A 14,967-nucleotide genomic window follows, 5' to 3' on the forward strand; every position below is an offset into this window, starting at 1 on the left:
GTGCCCGATATCAGCGAACCCGTGCTCCAGCTGCTTCTCGCCGCCACCGTCGCCGGCCCGCTCGTCGGCGCCGTCGCCGCCCTGCTGCCCGCCCCGCCCGGTCTGAAGGGGAAGAACCCCGACCAGGCCGTGCTCCGCCACGGCGTCGTCGTCACCGGTGCCGTCCTGCTGATCACCCTCGCCCTCGCCGCCGGGTTCGACCACAGCAGGCCCTCGGTGATGCAGGCCGACACCGACATCAGCTGGATCCCCGCCCTGGACATCCGCTTCCACCTGGGCGTCGACGGCATCTCGCTCCCCCTGATCGTCCTCACCGCGCTCCTCACCTTCCTCTGCGCGCTCTACAGCTACTTCCGGCCCCCCACCGGGCCCTCCCCGAAGGCGTTCGTCGCACTGCTGCTCCTGCTGGAGACCGGCACGCTCGCCACCTTCGCCGTCCTCGACCTGGTCCTGTTCTTCCTGGCCTTCGAGACCGTCCTCATCCCCATGTACTTCCTCATCGCCCGCTGGGGCGGCGCCGCCCGCGAACAGGCGGCGGGGAAGTTCATCGTCTACACCCTCCTCGGCTCCGTGATCATGCTGCTCGGCCTGCTCCTCATCGGGCTGAAGGCAGGCACGTTCGACATGGTGGCGCTCGCCGCGGACGGCGGTTCGTCACTCTCCGTAACTGTACAGGTCCTCGCCGTCATCGCGGTAGGCCTCGGCCTCGCCGTGAAGGCGCCGATGTGGCCGCTGCACAGCTGGCTCCCCGACGCCCACACCGCCGCCCCCACCGTCGGCTCGGTCCTCCTCGCCGGAGTCCTGCTGAAGATGGGCACGTACGGGTTCGTCCGCATCCTGCTGCCCGCCACCCCCGACGGCCTCCACGCCTTCGCCCCCTACCTGGGCGCCTTCGCCGCCGTCGGCATCGTCTACGGCTCGCTGGTCTGCCTCTCCCTGGTCCGCGAGGGCGGCAAGGGCGACCTCAAGCGCCTCATCGCCTACTCCTCCGTCGGCCACATGGGGTTCGTCCTCCTCGGCATCGCCACCATGACGCCCACCGGCGTCAACGGCGCCCTCTTCGCCAACATCGCCCACGGCCTCATCACCGGCCTGCTCTTCTTCCTCGTCGGCGCCGTCAAGGACCGCACGGGCTCCACCGACATCGACGCCCTCGCCGGAGTCGCCGGAGCCGCCCTCTACGGCCGCGCCCCCCGCCTCGGCGCCCTCCTCGCCTTCGCCGCCGTCGCCTCGCTCGGCCTGCCAGGACTCGCCGGGTTCTGGGGCGAGATGCTCGCCATGTTCGGCGCCTTCGAACCCGCCGCCGGACTCAGCCGCCCCGCCTTCCTCGTCTACCTCGCCCTCGCCGGACTCGGCACCCTGCTCACCGCCGCGTACCTGCTCCTCGTGGTCCGCCGGGTCTGCATGGGCGCCGTCCCCGAAGGCGCCCCGCCGCTCGCCGACATCCGGGGGCACGAAGCCGCCACCTGGACCCCGCTCGTCGCCCTGACCGTCCTCGCCGGAGTCTGGCCCGCAGTCCTGCTCGGCCTCACCGACCCCGCCGTGCAGAAGCTTCTCGCAGGAGGCGCCTCATGACCGCGCCGGCCATGGCCGCCCTCGCCCAGCCCGCGCTCGCCGCCCAGGCGCAGTCCGTGGACTGGCTCGCGATCACCCCGCCCACCCTGACGGCCGTCCTCGCGCTCGCCGTCCTCGTCGCCGACCTGTTCCTGCCCGAGCGCCGCAAACCACTCCTCGGAGTGATCACGCTCGCCGGACTCGCCGCCGCCCTGCTCACCCTGCTGCCCCTGATCGGCGAGGACCGCGCCACCTTCTGCGTCGCCGCCGACGCGGGCGGCGCTTGCAGCTACACCGCCGACGGCTTCACCCTCGTCGTCCAGCTCCTGGTCCTCGGCGGCGCCCTGCTCACCGCCCTGCTCTCGCTGGCCACCGTCCGCGACGACCGGCTCCCCGCGGGCGAGTACTGGTTCCTCCTGCTGGCCTCCGCCGCCGGAGCCGCCCTGCTCCCCGCCTCCCGCGACCTGGCCACCCTCGTCATCGCCCTCGAAGTGGCCTCCCTGCCCGCCTTCGCCCTGGTCGGCCTGCGCCGCGGTGAACGCCGCTCCTCCGAGGCCGCCCTCAAGTTCTTCCTCTCCTCGGTCGCCGCCACCGCCGTCACCCTCCTCGGCGTCAGCTTCGTCTACGCCGTCACCGGCACCCTCCACCTCACCGAGATCGCCGCCCGCCTCCCCGAGGCCGACCCCGCGCTGCACACCCTCGCCCGGGCAGGCATCGCCCTCACCCTCGTCGGCTTCGCCTTCAAGACCGCCGCCGCCCCCTTCCACTTCTGGGTCCCCGACACCTACACCGGCGCCCCCGTCCCCGTCGCCGGGTACCTCTCGGTGGTCGGCAAGACCGCCGGCCTGACCGGCATCGCCCTCGTCACCGTCCTCGCCTTCCCCTCCTACGGCGACCTCTGGGGCCCGCTGCTCGCTGTCCTCGCCGCCGTCACCATGACCGCGGGCAACACCGCCGCCCTGCGCCAGCGCCCCGGCCGCCGCCACAGCGCCGTACGGCTGCTCGCCTGGTCCTCCGTCGGCCAGGCCGGCTACCTCCTCGTCCCGCTCGCCGCCGCCGCGTACACCGGCACCCCCGACGAGGCCGTCGGCGCCACCCTCGCCTACGCCCTGATGTACGCCGCCGTGAACCTCGGCGCCTTCGCCGTCGTCGCCCTCGTCGCCCGCACCCGCCCGGCCGGCCGCCTCACCGACCACCGCGCGCTGTACGCCACCCACCCGGCCCACGCCCTCGCCCTCGCCTTCTTCCTGCTCTGCCTGGCCGGACTGCCGCCGGGCGTCGTCGGCCTCTTCGCCAAGGTCGCGGTCTTCTCGGCCGCCGTCGACGCCGGGCTGGGCTGGCTCGCCGTGGTGATGGCGCTCAACGTGGTCGTCGCCCTCGTCTACTACCTGCGCTGGACGGCCCTGCTCTTCCGGCCCGCCGCCGACGGGGCCGCGCTGCCGCGCGCCGTACCCCGGCCGCTCACCGCCGCCGTGGCCGTCGCCGCCCTCATCGGCGCCGCCCTCTCCGGCGCGCCGCAGCTCATCCTCCGGTTCACCGCCACCGGCCTCTTCTGAGCGGCCCCGGGCACGGGGGCCGCTCGGCCCTTGCCTCGGGACGGCTCGGGAACTGGCACCGCCCGCCTCGCGTTGACCAGGCAGGGAGGGTCCACTGGATGTGGAAAGAACGCACCAGTCCGCAAGGGCTCCCCTGCCGCACCATCCTGGAGGGCGTAGCGTGCACCGCCGGCACAACGGGCTGAAAACCGCCGTACTCCTCGGGGGCCTGTCCGCACTCATCCTCGTCATCGGCAGCCTCTTCGGCCGGACGGGCCTGATCGTCGCGCTCCTCGTCGCACTCGGCACCAACGCCTACGCGTACTGGAACAGCGACAAGCTGGCCCTGCGCGCCATGCGGGCCCGGCCGGTCAGCGAGTTCGAGGCGCCCCAGCTCTACCGCATGGTCCGCGACCTGTCGACGCAGGCCCGCCAGCCCATGCCACGCCTCTACATCTCACCCACCGAGGCGCCCAACGCCTTCGCCACCGGCCGCAACCCGCGCAACGCCGCGGTCTGCTGCACCGACGGCATCCTCCGCCTCCTCGACGAGCGCGAACTGCGCGGCGTCATCGGCCACGAGCTGAGCCACGTCTACAACCGCGACATCCTCATCTCCTCGGTCGCCGGGGCCCTCGCCTCCGTGATCATGTTCCTGGTCAACTTCGCCTGGCTGATCCCCTTCGGCCGCTCCGACAACGACGAAGGCCCCGGCCTCTTCGGCATGCTCCTGATCATGCTGCTGGGCCCGCTGGCCGCCTCCGTCATCCAGCTCGCCATCAGCCGCTCCCGCGAGTACGAGGCCGACGCCTCCGGCGCCCAGCTGACCGGAGACCCCCTGGCACTCGCCTCCGCCCTGCGTAAGCTGGACGCCGGTACGAAACGGCTGCCGCTCCCCCCTGAGCCCCGCATCGAGACGGCCAGCCACATGATGATCGCCAACCCGTTCCGCCCGGGTGAGAGCATGGCGAAGATGTTTTCCACGCACCCGCCGATGGCGGAGCGCATCGCCCGACTCGAACAGATGGCAGGCCGTCGTTGAAGACCCTTCTGAACATCATCTGGCTGGTCCTGAGCGGCTTCTGGCTCTTCCTCGGGTACCTGCTCGCCGGAGTGCTGCTCTGCATCACGGTCATCGGCATCCCGTTCGGCATCGCCGCGTTCCGGATCGGCGTCTACGCCCTCTGGCCCTTCGGCTACTCCGCGGTCGAGCGGCGCGGCGCGGGCGCCCCGTCCTGCGTGGGGAACGTGCTGTGGCTGGTCCTGGCCGGCTGGTGGCTGGCGCTCGGCCACATCGCCACCGGCATCGCCCTGTGCGTCACGATCATCGGCATCCCGCTGGGCATCGCCAACTTCAAGCTGATCCCCGTCTCGCTGATGCCGCTGGGCCGCGAGATCGTCCGCACCGGCGAGCCCTTCGCGGCCCGCTGACGCCTCCCGGCGCCCCGTCCCGGCGCGCCGGGCAACCACCCGCCGCCCGGTCACGTCCTCCTCTGAGGACGGCGTCCGGGCACATGGGAACGACCACCTGCACGGGGGATCGCGGCGCGTGCCGCGGAGGGGCCTGCGGTGAAGACCCACACATGTACCCGCCCGACGCATGAACATGTTCGCGAGAGGCAGGATCACCGCATGGGCATCATCAGTTGGATCATTCTCGGCCTGCTGGCCGGAGCAATCGCGAAGATCATCCTCCCCGGCCGCGACCCGGGCGGCTTCATCGGCACCATCCTCATCGGCGTGGCGGGCGCCTTCATCGGCGGCTGGATATCCAGCCGCTTCCTGGACCGCCCGATCGCCAACGAATTCTTCGACGCCGCCACTTGGGTCTCCGCCATCGGCGGCTCCCTGGTGCTGCTCATCGGCTACCGCCTGCTCTTCGGCCACTCCCGCCGCTGACCGCCGACGGCCGCCCCCGGACAGGGGGCGGCCGTCGTACCGTCGTACGCCGCGGTGGGCGCGGGTCAGCGGTAGTTGACGTACTGCAGCGCGAAGTCGAAGTCCTGGTTCTTCAGCAGGGCCTGCACGGCCTGGAGGTCGTCCCGGCTCTTGGAGCTGACGCGCAGCTCGTCACCCTGCACCTGCGCCTTGACGCCCTTCGGGCCCTCGTCGCGGATGATCTTGGCGACCTTCTTCGCGTTCTCCTGCGAGATGCCCTCCTCGATGGAGGCGAAGATCTTGTAGTCCTTGCCCGAGAGCTGCGGCTCCCCGGCGTCCAGGGCCTTCAGCGAGATCCCCCGCTTGATCAGCTTGGACTGGAACACGTCGAGGATGGCGTTGACCCGCTCCTCGGAGTTGGCCTGCATCAGGATCTTCTCGCCGGACCAGGCGATCGACGCCCCGACGTTCCTGAAGTCGTAACGCTGCGAGATCTCCTTGGCGGCCTGGTTGAGGGCGTTGTCGACCTCCTGCCGCTCGACCTTCGAGACGATGTCGAAACTGGAGTCGGCCATGTCCTGTGGCTCCTTGAATCGGTGTGTGCTGACAACGGTCGGGCAGAAAGGCGGCCGGGGTCCGCCCCGGCCGCACCCGCAAAGACTAGCCACCGCCGCCACCCCGGGCCCGCGAACAACCGAGTGGCGGACCACCCCCGAGCATCAGGTATCGTTTACGTCGTTGCCACGGAGCACCGCCCCGAAGCGGGGCTGCGAGGCGGCATCCCAGGCGGTGTGCCCGAGCGGCCAAAGGGAGCAGACTGTAAATCTGCCGGCTCAGCCTTCCCAGGTTCGAATCCTGGCGCCGCCACACTGGGTGGAGATCCCCTCCGACCTCGCTGAAACAGCAGGTCGGAGGGGATCTTTCGTTTTCGGCGGTGGTGGTGCGGGGCTCTTCGACCTGTCTCACCGAGTTCCTGGTCGGTCCCTGTTGAGAACAGCTTGACCAGGTTCTGTGCGGGGTCGAAGCTGACCCGGTCACGTCAAGGCCCAATGGGGGGGGAAGCAATGCGCATGCAAGGAAGGTCTCGGCCGCGAGTCTCGCGACGGCGGCGATGCTCGGACTCGGTCTGGCCGCGGCCGCTCCGGCGGCCGCCGCCGGTCCGACCGGCTGAACGAGCTGGAGGGACAGCGGGTCGGTGAAGGGGTACGCGGACTGCGCCGGAGGCGCCGGATACGTGCGCGTCCTCGTCACGTGCAGGGACTACCGCGGGACCGACTCGACGCACAGTGGTTCGTGGGTCGCCGCCGATTCGTCCGCCGCCTCGGTGTACAGCTGCGGAGGCCAGACGGCCTGGGTCGTGGCCACCAAGCACGAGACGATGATCAAGATCGGCTGACCGGCCGTTCCGTGCCCGCCCGCCTCGCGGTGCGGGCTCGCCTCCTCCTCCCGCACCCGAGCCGGAGGAGGGGGTTTCGCGTGGTGCCGTGTGCGTCCGCGAAGGCGGGCGGAGCGGATCAGTTGCCCGCCACGTCCTTCACGGCGACCGCCGCCGGGGTCTCGCCGGAGATCAGCTCCAGGGTGAGGCCCGCCGTCGCCGGGGTGTCGATCAGTTCGAGCAGGACGCGGGCGACGTCGTCCCGGGGAACGCTGCCGCGGCCCGTGGAGGCCTTCAGGCGGACCTTGCCGGTGCCCTGGTCGTCCGTGAGGGAGCCGGGGCGCAGGACCGTCCAGTCGAGGCCCTCGTGGGCGCGTACGGCGTCGTCGGCGGCGCCCTTGGCGCGCTGGTAGACGTCGAAGACCTCGTCGCCCCGGTGGTCGGCGTCGGCGCCCATCGAGGAGACGATCAGGAACCGGCGTACCCCGGCGCGTTCGGCGGCCGAGGCGAAGAGTTCGGCGCCGTCGCGGTCCATGGTCTCCTTGCGGGCCGAGCCGCTGCCCGGGCCGGAACCGGCCGCGAAGACCGCCGCGTCGGCGCCCCGCAGCACCTCGGTGACCTCCTCGGGCGTCGCCGACTCCAGGTCGCACAGGACGGCCTGGGCGCCCGCCTCGCGCAGGTCGTCGACCTGCTCGGGGTTGCGGATCAGTCCTGTCACGTCGTCTCCGCGCGCGGCGAGCAGCCGCTCCAGCCGCAGCGCGATCTTTCCGTGTCCACCAGCGATGACAATGCGCATGATCCCGACCGTACGCCGGGCCGCGCCGTCCCGCCCGTCCAGCGCCGAACCGGCGTGCCGCTCAGGCCGGTTCGGTCCCCGTGCGGCCCTGCCGCGGCAGCCCGGCGACGGCCGCGGTGGCCGAGTCGCAGTACTCGCGGACCGCGCTGGTGCGGGCGACGACCCGGCCCCGGTGGACCACGATCCGGCTGTACCCGAGCGACAGCGCCTCGGCCAGCCCCGTGCCGCGCACCGCCAGCAGCTCCGCGGGGAACCCCGCCTCGATCCGCACCGGTGCCAGCCCGAGCGCCTCGCGGGCGGCCCCGGCCACCGCCTCGTACGCCTCGTCGGGGCGCAGCCCGTGCCGGGAGGCGAGCAGGTGGGCGGCCTGGAGGGGGTCGCCGCGCCCGACCGGGTTGGCGACGTCGCGCAGGGCGCCGCTGCCGGCGGTGACGCGGACGCCGGCGGCCCGCAGCAGGTGGACCGGGGTGTCCTGGCCGCGGCGGCGCTCCAGGCCGCCGCAGGGGCCCTGCGGGAGGCAGACGACGGTGATCCCGGCGGCGGCCAGCGCCTCGGCGGTGCGTCCGGCGACGTCGGCGGGGAGGCGGCCCAGCCCGTCGCAGGGGCCGATGGTGACGCCGGGGCGCAGCCCGCCCGCCATGGCGGCGAGGCGGGTCAGCCGCACCGGGTCGGAGCCGTCGGTGTGCAGGTCGACCGGGCAGCCGTGCTGGGCGGCGGCGTCCAGGACGGCCTCGGCGCAGCCGGCCGGGTCCGGGTCGAGGTCGGGGCAGGCGCCGACGACGGAGGCGCCCATCTTGACCGCGTCGTGGAGCATGGCGAGCCCGTCGGCCCCGGCGGCGCCGGTGAGCAGGCGGGGCATGGCGACGGCGGTGAGGTCGGTGAGGCCGTGTACCGCCCGCCGGGCCTGGAGGACCGCCTCCATGGCGCCGAGGCCCTGCACGTCGCCGACGCGCACGTGCGAGCGGAGCGCGGTGGCGCCGTGGCCGAGTTGGAGGAGGGCGGCCTCGGTGGCGCGGCGCTGGACGTCGGCAGGGTCGGGGGAGACGGGTCCGGCGGCGTCGGCGGTGAGGGCCAGGTCGCTGTGGGCGTGGGGTTCGGCGGGGGCCGGGAGCAGCAGGTAGCCGCGCAGGTCGATGCGGAGGCCGAGCGGGGCGAGGCTGCCGGCGGTGCCGACGGCCTGGATGCGGCCGCGGCCGAGGCGGACGTCGACCGTGCGGCCGTCGGTGAGGGTGGCCCCGGTGAGCAGCAGGTCGGCACCGTCCGGGCCGCCGGACGGGCCGGGGGACGGCGAGGGCTGCGGCTGGCTGTCGGACATCGCGCTCCTGGGGGCTCGGGCGGCGGACGGGCGCGTTCTCGCCCGCAGGCCGCACCCGTTCGGCCACCGCGGCACGGGCGCGGTGGGGCGGCGTCACGCTGCGTCGATCAAGATCACACCGTGTGCGGCCGAGCCTAGGCCGCCGTCGGAGCGCCATCGAGGAGGAGCGGATAAGTCGTACCGGCGTGGGTGGCGAGGCAGGGTGGGGCCCGGGATACCGGTCGGGACCTGCGAGGACGGTGGGGCGGGCGGTGTGGCGGGGGCGGGGATGGCCGGTCGCGGGGCGGTCCCGGGCGACGCGGGCGGGGGCACCGAATCGGATTTGGGCGTTCGGCGGGTGGCCGTGTAATGTCTTCCTCGCTCGCCCCAATAGCTCAGTCGGCAGAGCGTCTCCATGGTAAGGAGAAGGTCAACGGTTCGATTCCGTTTTGGGGCTCTGGTGTGAAAGGGGTTCCCGCCTTCGGGCGGGGATCCGGATCACATCGCAGCGGTGTAGCTCAGTCGGTAGAGCAAGCGGCTCATAATCGCTGTGTCACCGGTTCAAGTCCGGTCACCGCTACGAAAAGTAGCCGATTGTGGGGTCGGTCCTTCGATCGGCTACTCTTTTTTGTGCAAGACCTTTCCATCCGTTCGTCATCAGGAGCACTCACGTGGCTGCCACCGACGTCCGCCCGAAGATCACGCTGGCCTGCGTGGAGTGCAAGGAGCGGAACTACATCACCAAGAAGAACCGGCGTAACAACCCGGACCGACTGGAGATGAAGAAGCACTGCCCGCGCTGCAACGCGCACACCGCGCACCGCGAGACGCGCTGATCGAGGGCTGATCAAACAGGCTCGTCCATGAGGCCGTCCCCTTCCGAGGGGGCGGCCTCATGGCGTTTGCGGTACCGGTGCCCGAGCGGCCCGGCCCGGGTGCCAGGATGAGTCGTACGACACAAGTTCCGGCGAACCAGGAGGTATCGAGCCGATGGCGCTCGACCAGTCCTTCGTGGGGCGGACGTATCCGCCCACCGAGCCCTACGAAGTGGGCCGTGAGAAGATCCGTGAGTTCGTCCGGGCCGTGGGCGACGCCAACCCGGCGTACACCGACACCGAGGCGGCCAAGGCCCTCGGCCACCCGGACGTGATCGCCCCGCCGACCTTCGTGTTCTCCCTCACGTTCCAGGCGGCCGGGCAGGTGATCGAGGACCCGCAGCTCGGGCTCGACTACAGCCGCGTCGTCCACGGCGATCAGAAGTTCGCCTACGCCAGGCCCGTGCGGGCCGGGGACCGGCTGACGGTGACCTCGGTCATCGAGGGGATCAAGTCACTGGCGGGGAACGACATCCTCGACATCCGCGGCGAGGTCCACGACGAGGCCGGCGAGCACGTGGTGACCGCCTGGACCAAGCTGGTGGCACGCGCCGCCGAGGAGGGATGACGGCGATGGCCGCGAAGATCTCCCACGCCGACGCGGAGGTCGGCACCGAACTCCCCGCGCAGAGCTTCCCGGTGACCCGCGCCACCCTGGTGCGGTACGCGGGCGCCTCCGGCGACTTCAACCCGATCCACTGGAACGAGCGGTTCGCCAAGGAGGTGGGCCTGCCCGACGTCATCGCGCACGGCATGTTCACCATGGCCGAGGCGATCCGGGTGGTCACCGACTGGACCGGCGACCCGGGCGCGGTCGTCGACTACGGCGTCCGCTTCACCAAGCCCGTCGTCGTCCCCGACGACGACCGCGGCGCGCTGATCGAGGTCTCCGGCAAGGTCGCCGTCAAGAACGACGACGGCACCGTCCGCGTCGACCTCACCGCCACGAGCGACGGCAAGAAGGTCCTCGGCATGGCCCGGGCCACCGTCCGGCTGGCCTGACCCGAGCGGCCGCGGGGCTGTGCCGACCCGCACCCCCGCGGCCGTACGCTGGTGCCGTGCAGGAACTCCATGACGCCCCCCTCGCCCCGCTGACCACCTTCCGCCTGGGCGGGCCCGCGACCAGGCTGCTGACGGCCACCACCGACGACGAGGTGATCGCGGCCGTCCGCGAGGCCGACGCCTCCGGGACCCCGCTGCTGGTCATCGGCGGCGGCTCCAACCTCGTCATCGGCGACAAGGGCTTCGACGGCACCGCCCTGCACATCGCCACCACCGGCTTCCACCTCGACGGCACCGCGCTGGAGCTGGCCGCCGGCGAGGTCTGGACCGACGCCGTCGCCCGGACCGTCGAAGCCGGGCTCGCCGGAATCGAGTGCCTCGCCGGAATCCCCGGCTCCGCAGGCGCCGTACCCGTGCAGAACGTCGGCGCCTACGGCCAGGAGGTCGCCCAGACCATCACCGAGGTGGTCGCCTACGACCGCCGCGCCGAGGAGACCGTCACCCTCCCCGCCGAGGAGTGCGCCTTCTCCTACCGGCACAGCCGCTTCAAGTCCGACCCCGAGCGGTACGTCGTCCTGCGCGTCCGGTTCCGGCTGGAGGACGCCGACGGGCTCTCCGCCCCGCTGCGGTACGCCGAGACCGCCCGCGCGCTCGGCACCGAGCAGGGCGAGCGGGTCGCGCTCGCCGAGGCCCGCGAGACGGTGCTGCGGCTGCGCGCGGGCAAGGGCATGGTGCTCGACCCCGAGGACCACGACACCTGGTCGGCCGGGTCCTTCTTCACCAACCCGATCCTCGACGACGCCACCCTCGCCGCCTTCCTCGGCCGCGTCGCCGACCGCCTCGGCCCCGACGTCCACCCCCCGGCCTTCCCGGCCGGCGAGGGCCGCACCAAGACCTCGGCCGCCTGGCTGATCGACAAGGCCGGTTTCACCAAGGGGTACGGCAGCGGACCCGCCCGCATCTCCACCAAGCACACCCTGGCCCTCACCAACCGGGGCTCCGCCACCACCGAGGACCTGCTGGCGCTGGCCCGCGAGGTCGTCGCCGGGGTCCAGGACGCCTTCGGGGTGACCCTGGTCAACGAGCCGGTGACGGTCGGCGTCGAGCTCTGACCCCCCGGGTCAGTAGGCGACGCCCACGCCCTGGCGGACCGTGCCCGGATCGCCGAGGACGCCCAGCATCGCGTGGGCGGTGTCCGCGCGGGAGAGGGAGCGCCCGGCGCGCGGGTTGCCGCCGGTGACCCGGCGGTAGGCCGCGGTCAGCGGGCCGTCGGTCAGCCGGGGCGGGCGGACCGCCGTCCAGTCGGTGGCGGAGCGTGCCAGCAGCGCCTCCGCGCCGGCGAGGTCCGCGTAGACCTCGCCGAAGATCCCGCGGACGATGCCGAGGGTGATCCGGCCCGTCAGCGGCTCGTCCGGGGGCGGCTGCACCACCGGGGCGGCGCTCACCACGACCAGACGCCGCGCGTCCTCCGTCTCCATCGCGGCCACCACCGCGCCGGTCAACCTCGTCACCAGGCCGTCCGTCCTGCGGCCGCGCGCGCCGAGGCCGGAGAGGACCGCGTCCCGCCCGTTCACCAGCGGGCGGAGCGAGGCGGTGTCGCCGAGGTCGGCGCGGACCACCTCCAGCCGCTCCCCGGCGACCGCGAGCGCCGCCGGGTCGCGGACCACCGCCGTCACCTCGTGGCCCGCCTCCAGCGCCTGCCGGACGACCTCGCCGCCGACACCGCCCGTCGCGCCGAACACCGTGATCCGCATGGGGACTCCTCCTCGGGAAAGGGGCCGGGTCAGGCCGGGCCGCCCAGATCGGCCCGGTCGCGGGCGCCCGCCTCTTCGCGGGCAGTCGGCACGGGCGTCCCGGTCAGCCAGGCGTCGATGTCCGCCAGCAGCCCGCGCCGCACGTCCTCCGGCGCCGCCGAGCCGCGTACCGACTGGCGGGCCAGCTCGGCCAGTTCGGCGTCGCTGAAACCGTGCTCCCGGCGGGCGATCTCGTACTGGGCGGCCAGTCGCGAGCCGAAGAGCAGCGGGTCGTCGGCGCCGAGCGCCAGCGGCACGCCCGCGTCGAAGAGGGCGCGCAGCGGGACGTCGCCCTCCTTGTCGTAGACGCCGAGGGCCACGTTGGAGGCCGGGCAGACCTCGCAGGTGATCTGCCGGTCGGCGAGGCGGCTCAGCAGCCGGGGGTCCTCGGCGGCGCGTACGCCGTGGCCGATGCGGGAGGCGTCCAGGTCGTCCAGGCAGGAGCGGATGGAGGCCGGGCCGCTCAGCTCGCCGCCGTGCGGGGCCGCCAGCAGGCCGCCCTCGCGGGCGATGGCGAAGGCCCGGTCGAAGTCGCGGGCCATGCCGCGCCGCTCGTCGTTGGAGAGGCCGAAGCCGACGATGCCCCGGTCCGCGTACCGCACCGCGAGGCGGGCCAGGGTCCGCGCGTCCAGCGGGTGCTTCATGCGGTTGGCGGCGACCACGACGCGCATCCCGAGCCCGGTCTCCCGGGAGGCCCCGTCGACCGCGTCCAGGATGATCTCCAGCGCCGGGGTGAGCCCGCCGAGCAGCGGGGCGTACGAGGTGGGGTCGACCTGGATCTCCAGCCACCGCGAGCCGTCCCGCACGTCCTCCTCGGCCGCCTCGCGCACCAGCCGCCGGATGTCCTCGGGCTCGCGCAGGCAGGACCGGGCCGTGTCGTAGAGGCGCTGGAAGCGGAACCAGCCGCGCTCGTCGGTGGCGCGGAGCTTCGGCGGGCGCCCCGAGGTGAGCGCCTCCGGGAGCCGCACCCCGTACTTGTCCGCCAGCTCCAGCAGCGTGCCGGGCCGCATCGAGCCGGTGAAGTGGAGATGGAGGTGGGCCTTGGGCAGCAGCCTCACGTCGCGGGCGGGCGGGGTGCGCAGGGGTCCTCCCGAAGAACTCAACATCCCAGGATCTTGCCGTACGCCTGCCCCCGCGCGGCAACGGGATTCCCCGTACGGGCGGTTGCCCGAACACAAGGACTGACGCCGTCCCCTTCTCCCGGGGAGGCGGTTCGGGGGCCCGGGACGGCGGCGGCGCGGGCCCCCGGCATCCGGGGTCCCGCGCCGCCGCGCGTGCGAGGGATCGCTCAGTCGCGGGCCTCGGCCAGCAGCTTCTGCATCCGCGAGACGCCCTCGGCCAGGTCGTCGTCGCCGAGCGCGTACGACAGCCGCAGGTAGCCGGGGGTACCGAAGGCCTCGCCCGGGACCACCGCGACCTCGACCTCTTCGAGGATCAGCGCGGCCAGCTCGACGGAGTTCTGCGGACGCCGGCCGCGGATCTCCTTGCCGAGCAGGCCCTTCACCGACGGGTACGCGTAGAAGGCGCCCTCCGGCTCCGGGCAGACGACGCCGTCGATCTCGCCGAGCATCCGCACGATGGTGCGGCGGCGGCGGTCGAAGGCCTCGCGCATCCTCTCCACCGCCGACAGGTCGCCGGAGACGGCGGCGAGCGCGGCGGCCTGGGCGACGTTGGAGACGTTGGAGGTGGCGTGCGACTGGAGGTTGGTCGCGGCCTTCACGATGTCCTTGGGGCCGATGATCCACCCCACCCGCCAGCCGGTCATGGCGTACGTCTTGGCGACGCCGTTGACCACGACGCACCTGTCGCGCAGCTCGGGGACGATCGCGGGGAGCGAGGTGAACTCGGCGTCGCCGTAGACGAGGTGCTCGTAGATCTCGTCGGTCATCACCCACAGGCCGTGCTCGGCGGCCCAGCGGCCGATCGCCTCGGTCTGCGCGCGGTCGTAGACGGCGCCGGTCGGGTTGGAGGGGGAGACGAAGAGGACGACCTTGGTCCGCTCGGTGCGGGCCGCCTCCAGCTGCTCCACCGAGACCCGGTAGCCGGTGGTCTCGTCGGCGACGACCTCCACCGGGACACCCCCGGCCAGGCGGATCGACTCGGGGTACGTCGTCCAGTACGGCGCCGGGACGATGACCTCGTCACCCGGGTCGAGCATCGCGGCGAACGCCTCGTAGATCGCCTGCTTGCCGCCGTTGGTCACCAGGATCTGGGCCGGGTCGACCTCGTAGCCGGAGTCGCGGAGCGTCTTGGCGGCGATGGCGGCCTTCAGCTCGGGGAGCCCGCCGGCCGGCGTGTAGCGGTGGTTCCGGGGGTTCTTGCACGCCTCGACGGCGGCGTCGACGATGTAGTCGGGGGTCGGGAAGTCCGGTTCACCGGCGCCGAATCCGATGACGGGACGGCCGGCGGCCTTGAGGGCCTTGGCCTTCGCGTCGACGGCGAGAGTGGCGGACTCGGAGATCGCGCCGATGCGCGCGGAGACCCGGCGCTCGGTGGGAGGGGTTGCAGCGCTCATGGCCCCATGGTTCCAGACCGGAAACACGGCGGGCACACGGGTTTCATCCCTCGGTCACCCGCCCCGGCGGGCCCGGCGGAGGATCGTGTTCGACGCCCGGCCCGAGAACACGTACACTCTCACCTCGTTGGCCCTCACCGGGCCGCACCGGTCACCGGCACACAGTGCACGGGAGCGGATGCGGTACGTTGGGGTACATCAAAGGGTCGTAGCTCAATTGGTAGAGCACTGGTCTCCAAAACCAGCGGTTGGGGGTTCAAGTCCCTCCGGCCCTGCTACACACTCCATCGCCAGGATGTGTGCGCATGTACGTATTGCAATGCACCGCCGTGCGGCTCCACCGGGCGCGG

The 14,967-nt window shown here is 72.8% G+C and carries 16 protein-coding genes and 4 tRNA genes; 14 read left to right on the plus strand and 6 right to left on the minus strand.

What is annotated here, in order from left to right; all coding sequences use genetic code 11:
* From ACFWMZ_RS03430 to ACFWMZ_RS03450, 5 genes are all read left to right on the plus strand, one after another.
* Positions 1 to 1,575: a NuoM family protein gene (locus ACFWMZ_RS03430; protein WP_383199361.1), complete on the plus strand. Its 1,575-nt coding sequence runs from the start codon at positions 1 to 3 to the stop codon at positions 1,573 to 1,575.
* Positions 1,572 to 3,110 carry an NADH-quinone oxidoreductase subunit N gene (locus ACFWMZ_RS03435; RefSeq protein WP_383199363.1) on the plus strand — a complete coding sequence of 513 codons (1,539 nt, stop codon included), beginning with the start codon at positions 1,572 to 1,574 and terminating at the stop codon, positions 3,108 to 3,110. Before ACFWMZ_RS03430 ends, ACFWMZ_RS03435 begins: the two co-directional genes overlap by 4 nt.
* Before the next feature lie 160 nt (positions 3,111 to 3,270).
* Positions 3,271 to 4,131, plus strand: coding sequence for a zinc metalloprotease HtpX (htpX, locus tag ACFWMZ_RS03440; RefSeq protein WP_383172536.1), 861 nt, complete (start codon positions 3,271 to 3,273; stop codon positions 4,129 to 4,131).
* Positions 4,128 to 4,520, plus strand: coding sequence for a YccF domain-containing protein (locus tag ACFWMZ_RS03445; RefSeq protein WP_383172534.1), 393 nt, complete (start codon positions 4,128 to 4,130; stop codon positions 4,518 to 4,520). Before htpX ends, ACFWMZ_RS03445 begins: the two co-directional genes overlap by 4 nt.
* Positions 4,521 to 4,721: 201 nt before the next feature.
* On the plus strand, positions 4,722 to 4,988 hold the full coding sequence (locus ACFWMZ_RS03450; RefSeq protein ID WP_383172532.1) for a GlsB/YeaQ/YmgE family stress response membrane protein: 267 nt from the start codon (positions 4,722 to 4,724) through the stop codon (positions 4,986 to 4,988).
* 65 nt (positions 4,989 to 5,053) lie between these two features.
* Here ACFWMZ_RS03450 and ACFWMZ_RS03455 read toward each other — a convergent pair whose 3' ends face one another.
* Positions 5,054 to 5,542, minus strand: coding sequence for a YajQ family cyclic di-GMP-binding protein (locus tag ACFWMZ_RS03455; RefSeq protein ID WP_383172530.1), 489 nt, complete (start codon positions 5,540 to 5,542; stop codon positions 5,054 to 5,056).
* Positions 5,543 to 5,752: 210 nt separating this feature from the next.
* Here ACFWMZ_RS03455 and ACFWMZ_RS03460 point away from each other — a divergent pair.
* Positions 5,753 to 5,834, plus strand: a tRNA-Tyr gene (locus ACFWMZ_RS03460).
* A 328-nt stretch (positions 5,835 to 6,162) separates the two neighbouring features.
* Positions 6,163 to 6,363: a hypothetical protein gene (locus ACFWMZ_RS03465; protein WP_383172529.1), complete on the plus strand. Its 201-nt coding sequence runs from the start codon at positions 6,163 to 6,165 to the stop codon at positions 6,361 to 6,363.
* 118 nt (positions 6,364 to 6,481) lie between these two features.
* On the opposite strand, the gene ACFWMZ_RS03470 is transcribed toward ACFWMZ_RS03465, so the two are convergent.
* Both ACFWMZ_RS03470 and ACFWMZ_RS03475 read right to left on the minus strand, forming a co-directional pair.
* A complete protein-coding gene (locus tag ACFWMZ_RS03470) occupies positions 6,482 to 7,138 on the minus strand; it encodes an SDR family oxidoreductase (RefSeq protein WP_383172527.1) in 657 nt (218 codons plus the stop codon).
* A gap of 61 nt (positions 7,139 to 7,199) precedes the next feature.
* A complete protein-coding gene (locus ACFWMZ_RS03475; protein ID WP_383199365.1) occupies positions 7,200 to 8,453 on the minus strand; it encodes a hydrolase in 1,254 nt (417 codons plus the stop codon).
* 363 nt (positions 8,454 to 8,816) lie between these two features.
* On the opposite strand from ACFWMZ_RS03475, the gene ACFWMZ_RS03480 reads away from it, so the two are divergent.
* The 6 genes from ACFWMZ_RS03480 (at position 8,817) to ACFWMZ_RS03505 (ending at position 11,421) form a co-directional block, all read left to right on the plus strand.
* Positions 8,817 to 8,889 (plus strand) — tRNA-Thr (locus tag ACFWMZ_RS03480).
* 50 nt (positions 8,890 to 8,939) lie between these two features.
* A tRNA-Met gene (locus tag ACFWMZ_RS03485) sits at positions 8,940 to 9,012 on the plus strand.
* 91 nt (positions 9,013 to 9,103) lie between these two features.
* On the plus strand, positions 9,104 to 9,268 hold the full coding sequence (gene rpmG / locus ACFWMZ_RS03490; RefSeq protein WP_003948671.1) for a 50S ribosomal protein L33: 165 nt from the start codon (positions 9,104 to 9,106) through the stop codon (positions 9,266 to 9,268).
* 154 nt (positions 9,269 to 9,422) lie between these two features.
* On the plus strand, positions 9,423 to 9,875 hold the full coding sequence (locus ACFWMZ_RS03495) for a MaoC family dehydratase N-terminal domain-containing protein (protein WP_383172522.1): 453 nt from the start codon (positions 9,423 to 9,425) through the stop codon (positions 9,873 to 9,875).
* A 5-nt stretch (positions 9,876 to 9,880) separates the two neighbouring features.
* Positions 9,881 to 10,309, plus strand: a complete 429-nt coding sequence (locus ACFWMZ_RS03500; protein WP_383172520.1) for a MaoC family dehydratase — start codon at positions 9,881 to 9,883, stop codon at positions 10,307 to 10,309.
* A gap of 56 nt (positions 10,310 to 10,365) precedes the next feature.
* The gene (locus tag ACFWMZ_RS03505; protein ID WP_383172516.1) at positions 10,366 to 11,421 is read left to right on the plus strand and encodes a UDP-N-acetylmuramate dehydrogenase; all 1,056 of its coding nucleotides are present in this window, start codon (positions 10,366 to 10,368) and stop codon (positions 11,419 to 11,421) included.
* Between the two features lie 9 nt (positions 11,422 to 11,430).
* On the opposite strand, the gene ACFWMZ_RS03510 is transcribed toward ACFWMZ_RS03505, so the two are convergent.
* The 3 genes from ACFWMZ_RS03510 to ACFWMZ_RS03520 form a co-directional block, all read right to left on the minus strand.
* Positions 11,431 to 12,063 (minus strand): NAD(P)-dependent oxidoreductase, encoded by a 633-nt coding sequence (locus ACFWMZ_RS03510; protein ID WP_383172514.1) that lies wholly within the window; start codon positions 12,061 to 12,063, stop codon positions 11,431 to 11,433.
* A gap of 29 nt (positions 12,064 to 12,092) precedes the next feature.
* Positions 12,093 to 13,208, minus strand: a complete 1,116-nt coding sequence (locus tag ACFWMZ_RS03515) for an adenosine deaminase (protein ID WP_383199367.1) — start codon at positions 13,206 to 13,208, stop codon at positions 12,093 to 12,095.
* Positions 13,209 to 13,390: 182 nt separating this feature from the next.
* Positions 13,391 to 14,617: a pyridoxal phosphate-dependent aminotransferase gene (locus tag ACFWMZ_RS03520; protein WP_383172507.1), complete on the minus strand. Its 1,227-nt coding sequence runs from the start codon at positions 14,615 to 14,617 to the stop codon at positions 13,391 to 13,393.
* Between the two features lie 202 nt (positions 14,618 to 14,819).
* Here ACFWMZ_RS03520 and ACFWMZ_RS03525 point away from each other — a divergent pair.
* Positions 14,820 to 14,892, plus strand: a tRNA-Trp gene (locus ACFWMZ_RS03525).
* Positions 14,893 to 14,967 lie beyond the last annotated feature (75 nt).

It is taken from the genome of Streptomyces sp. NPDC058373 (genome assembly GCF_042723275.1).
GTDB lineage: Bacteria > Actinomycetota > Actinomycetes > Streptomycetales > Streptomycetaceae > Streptomyces.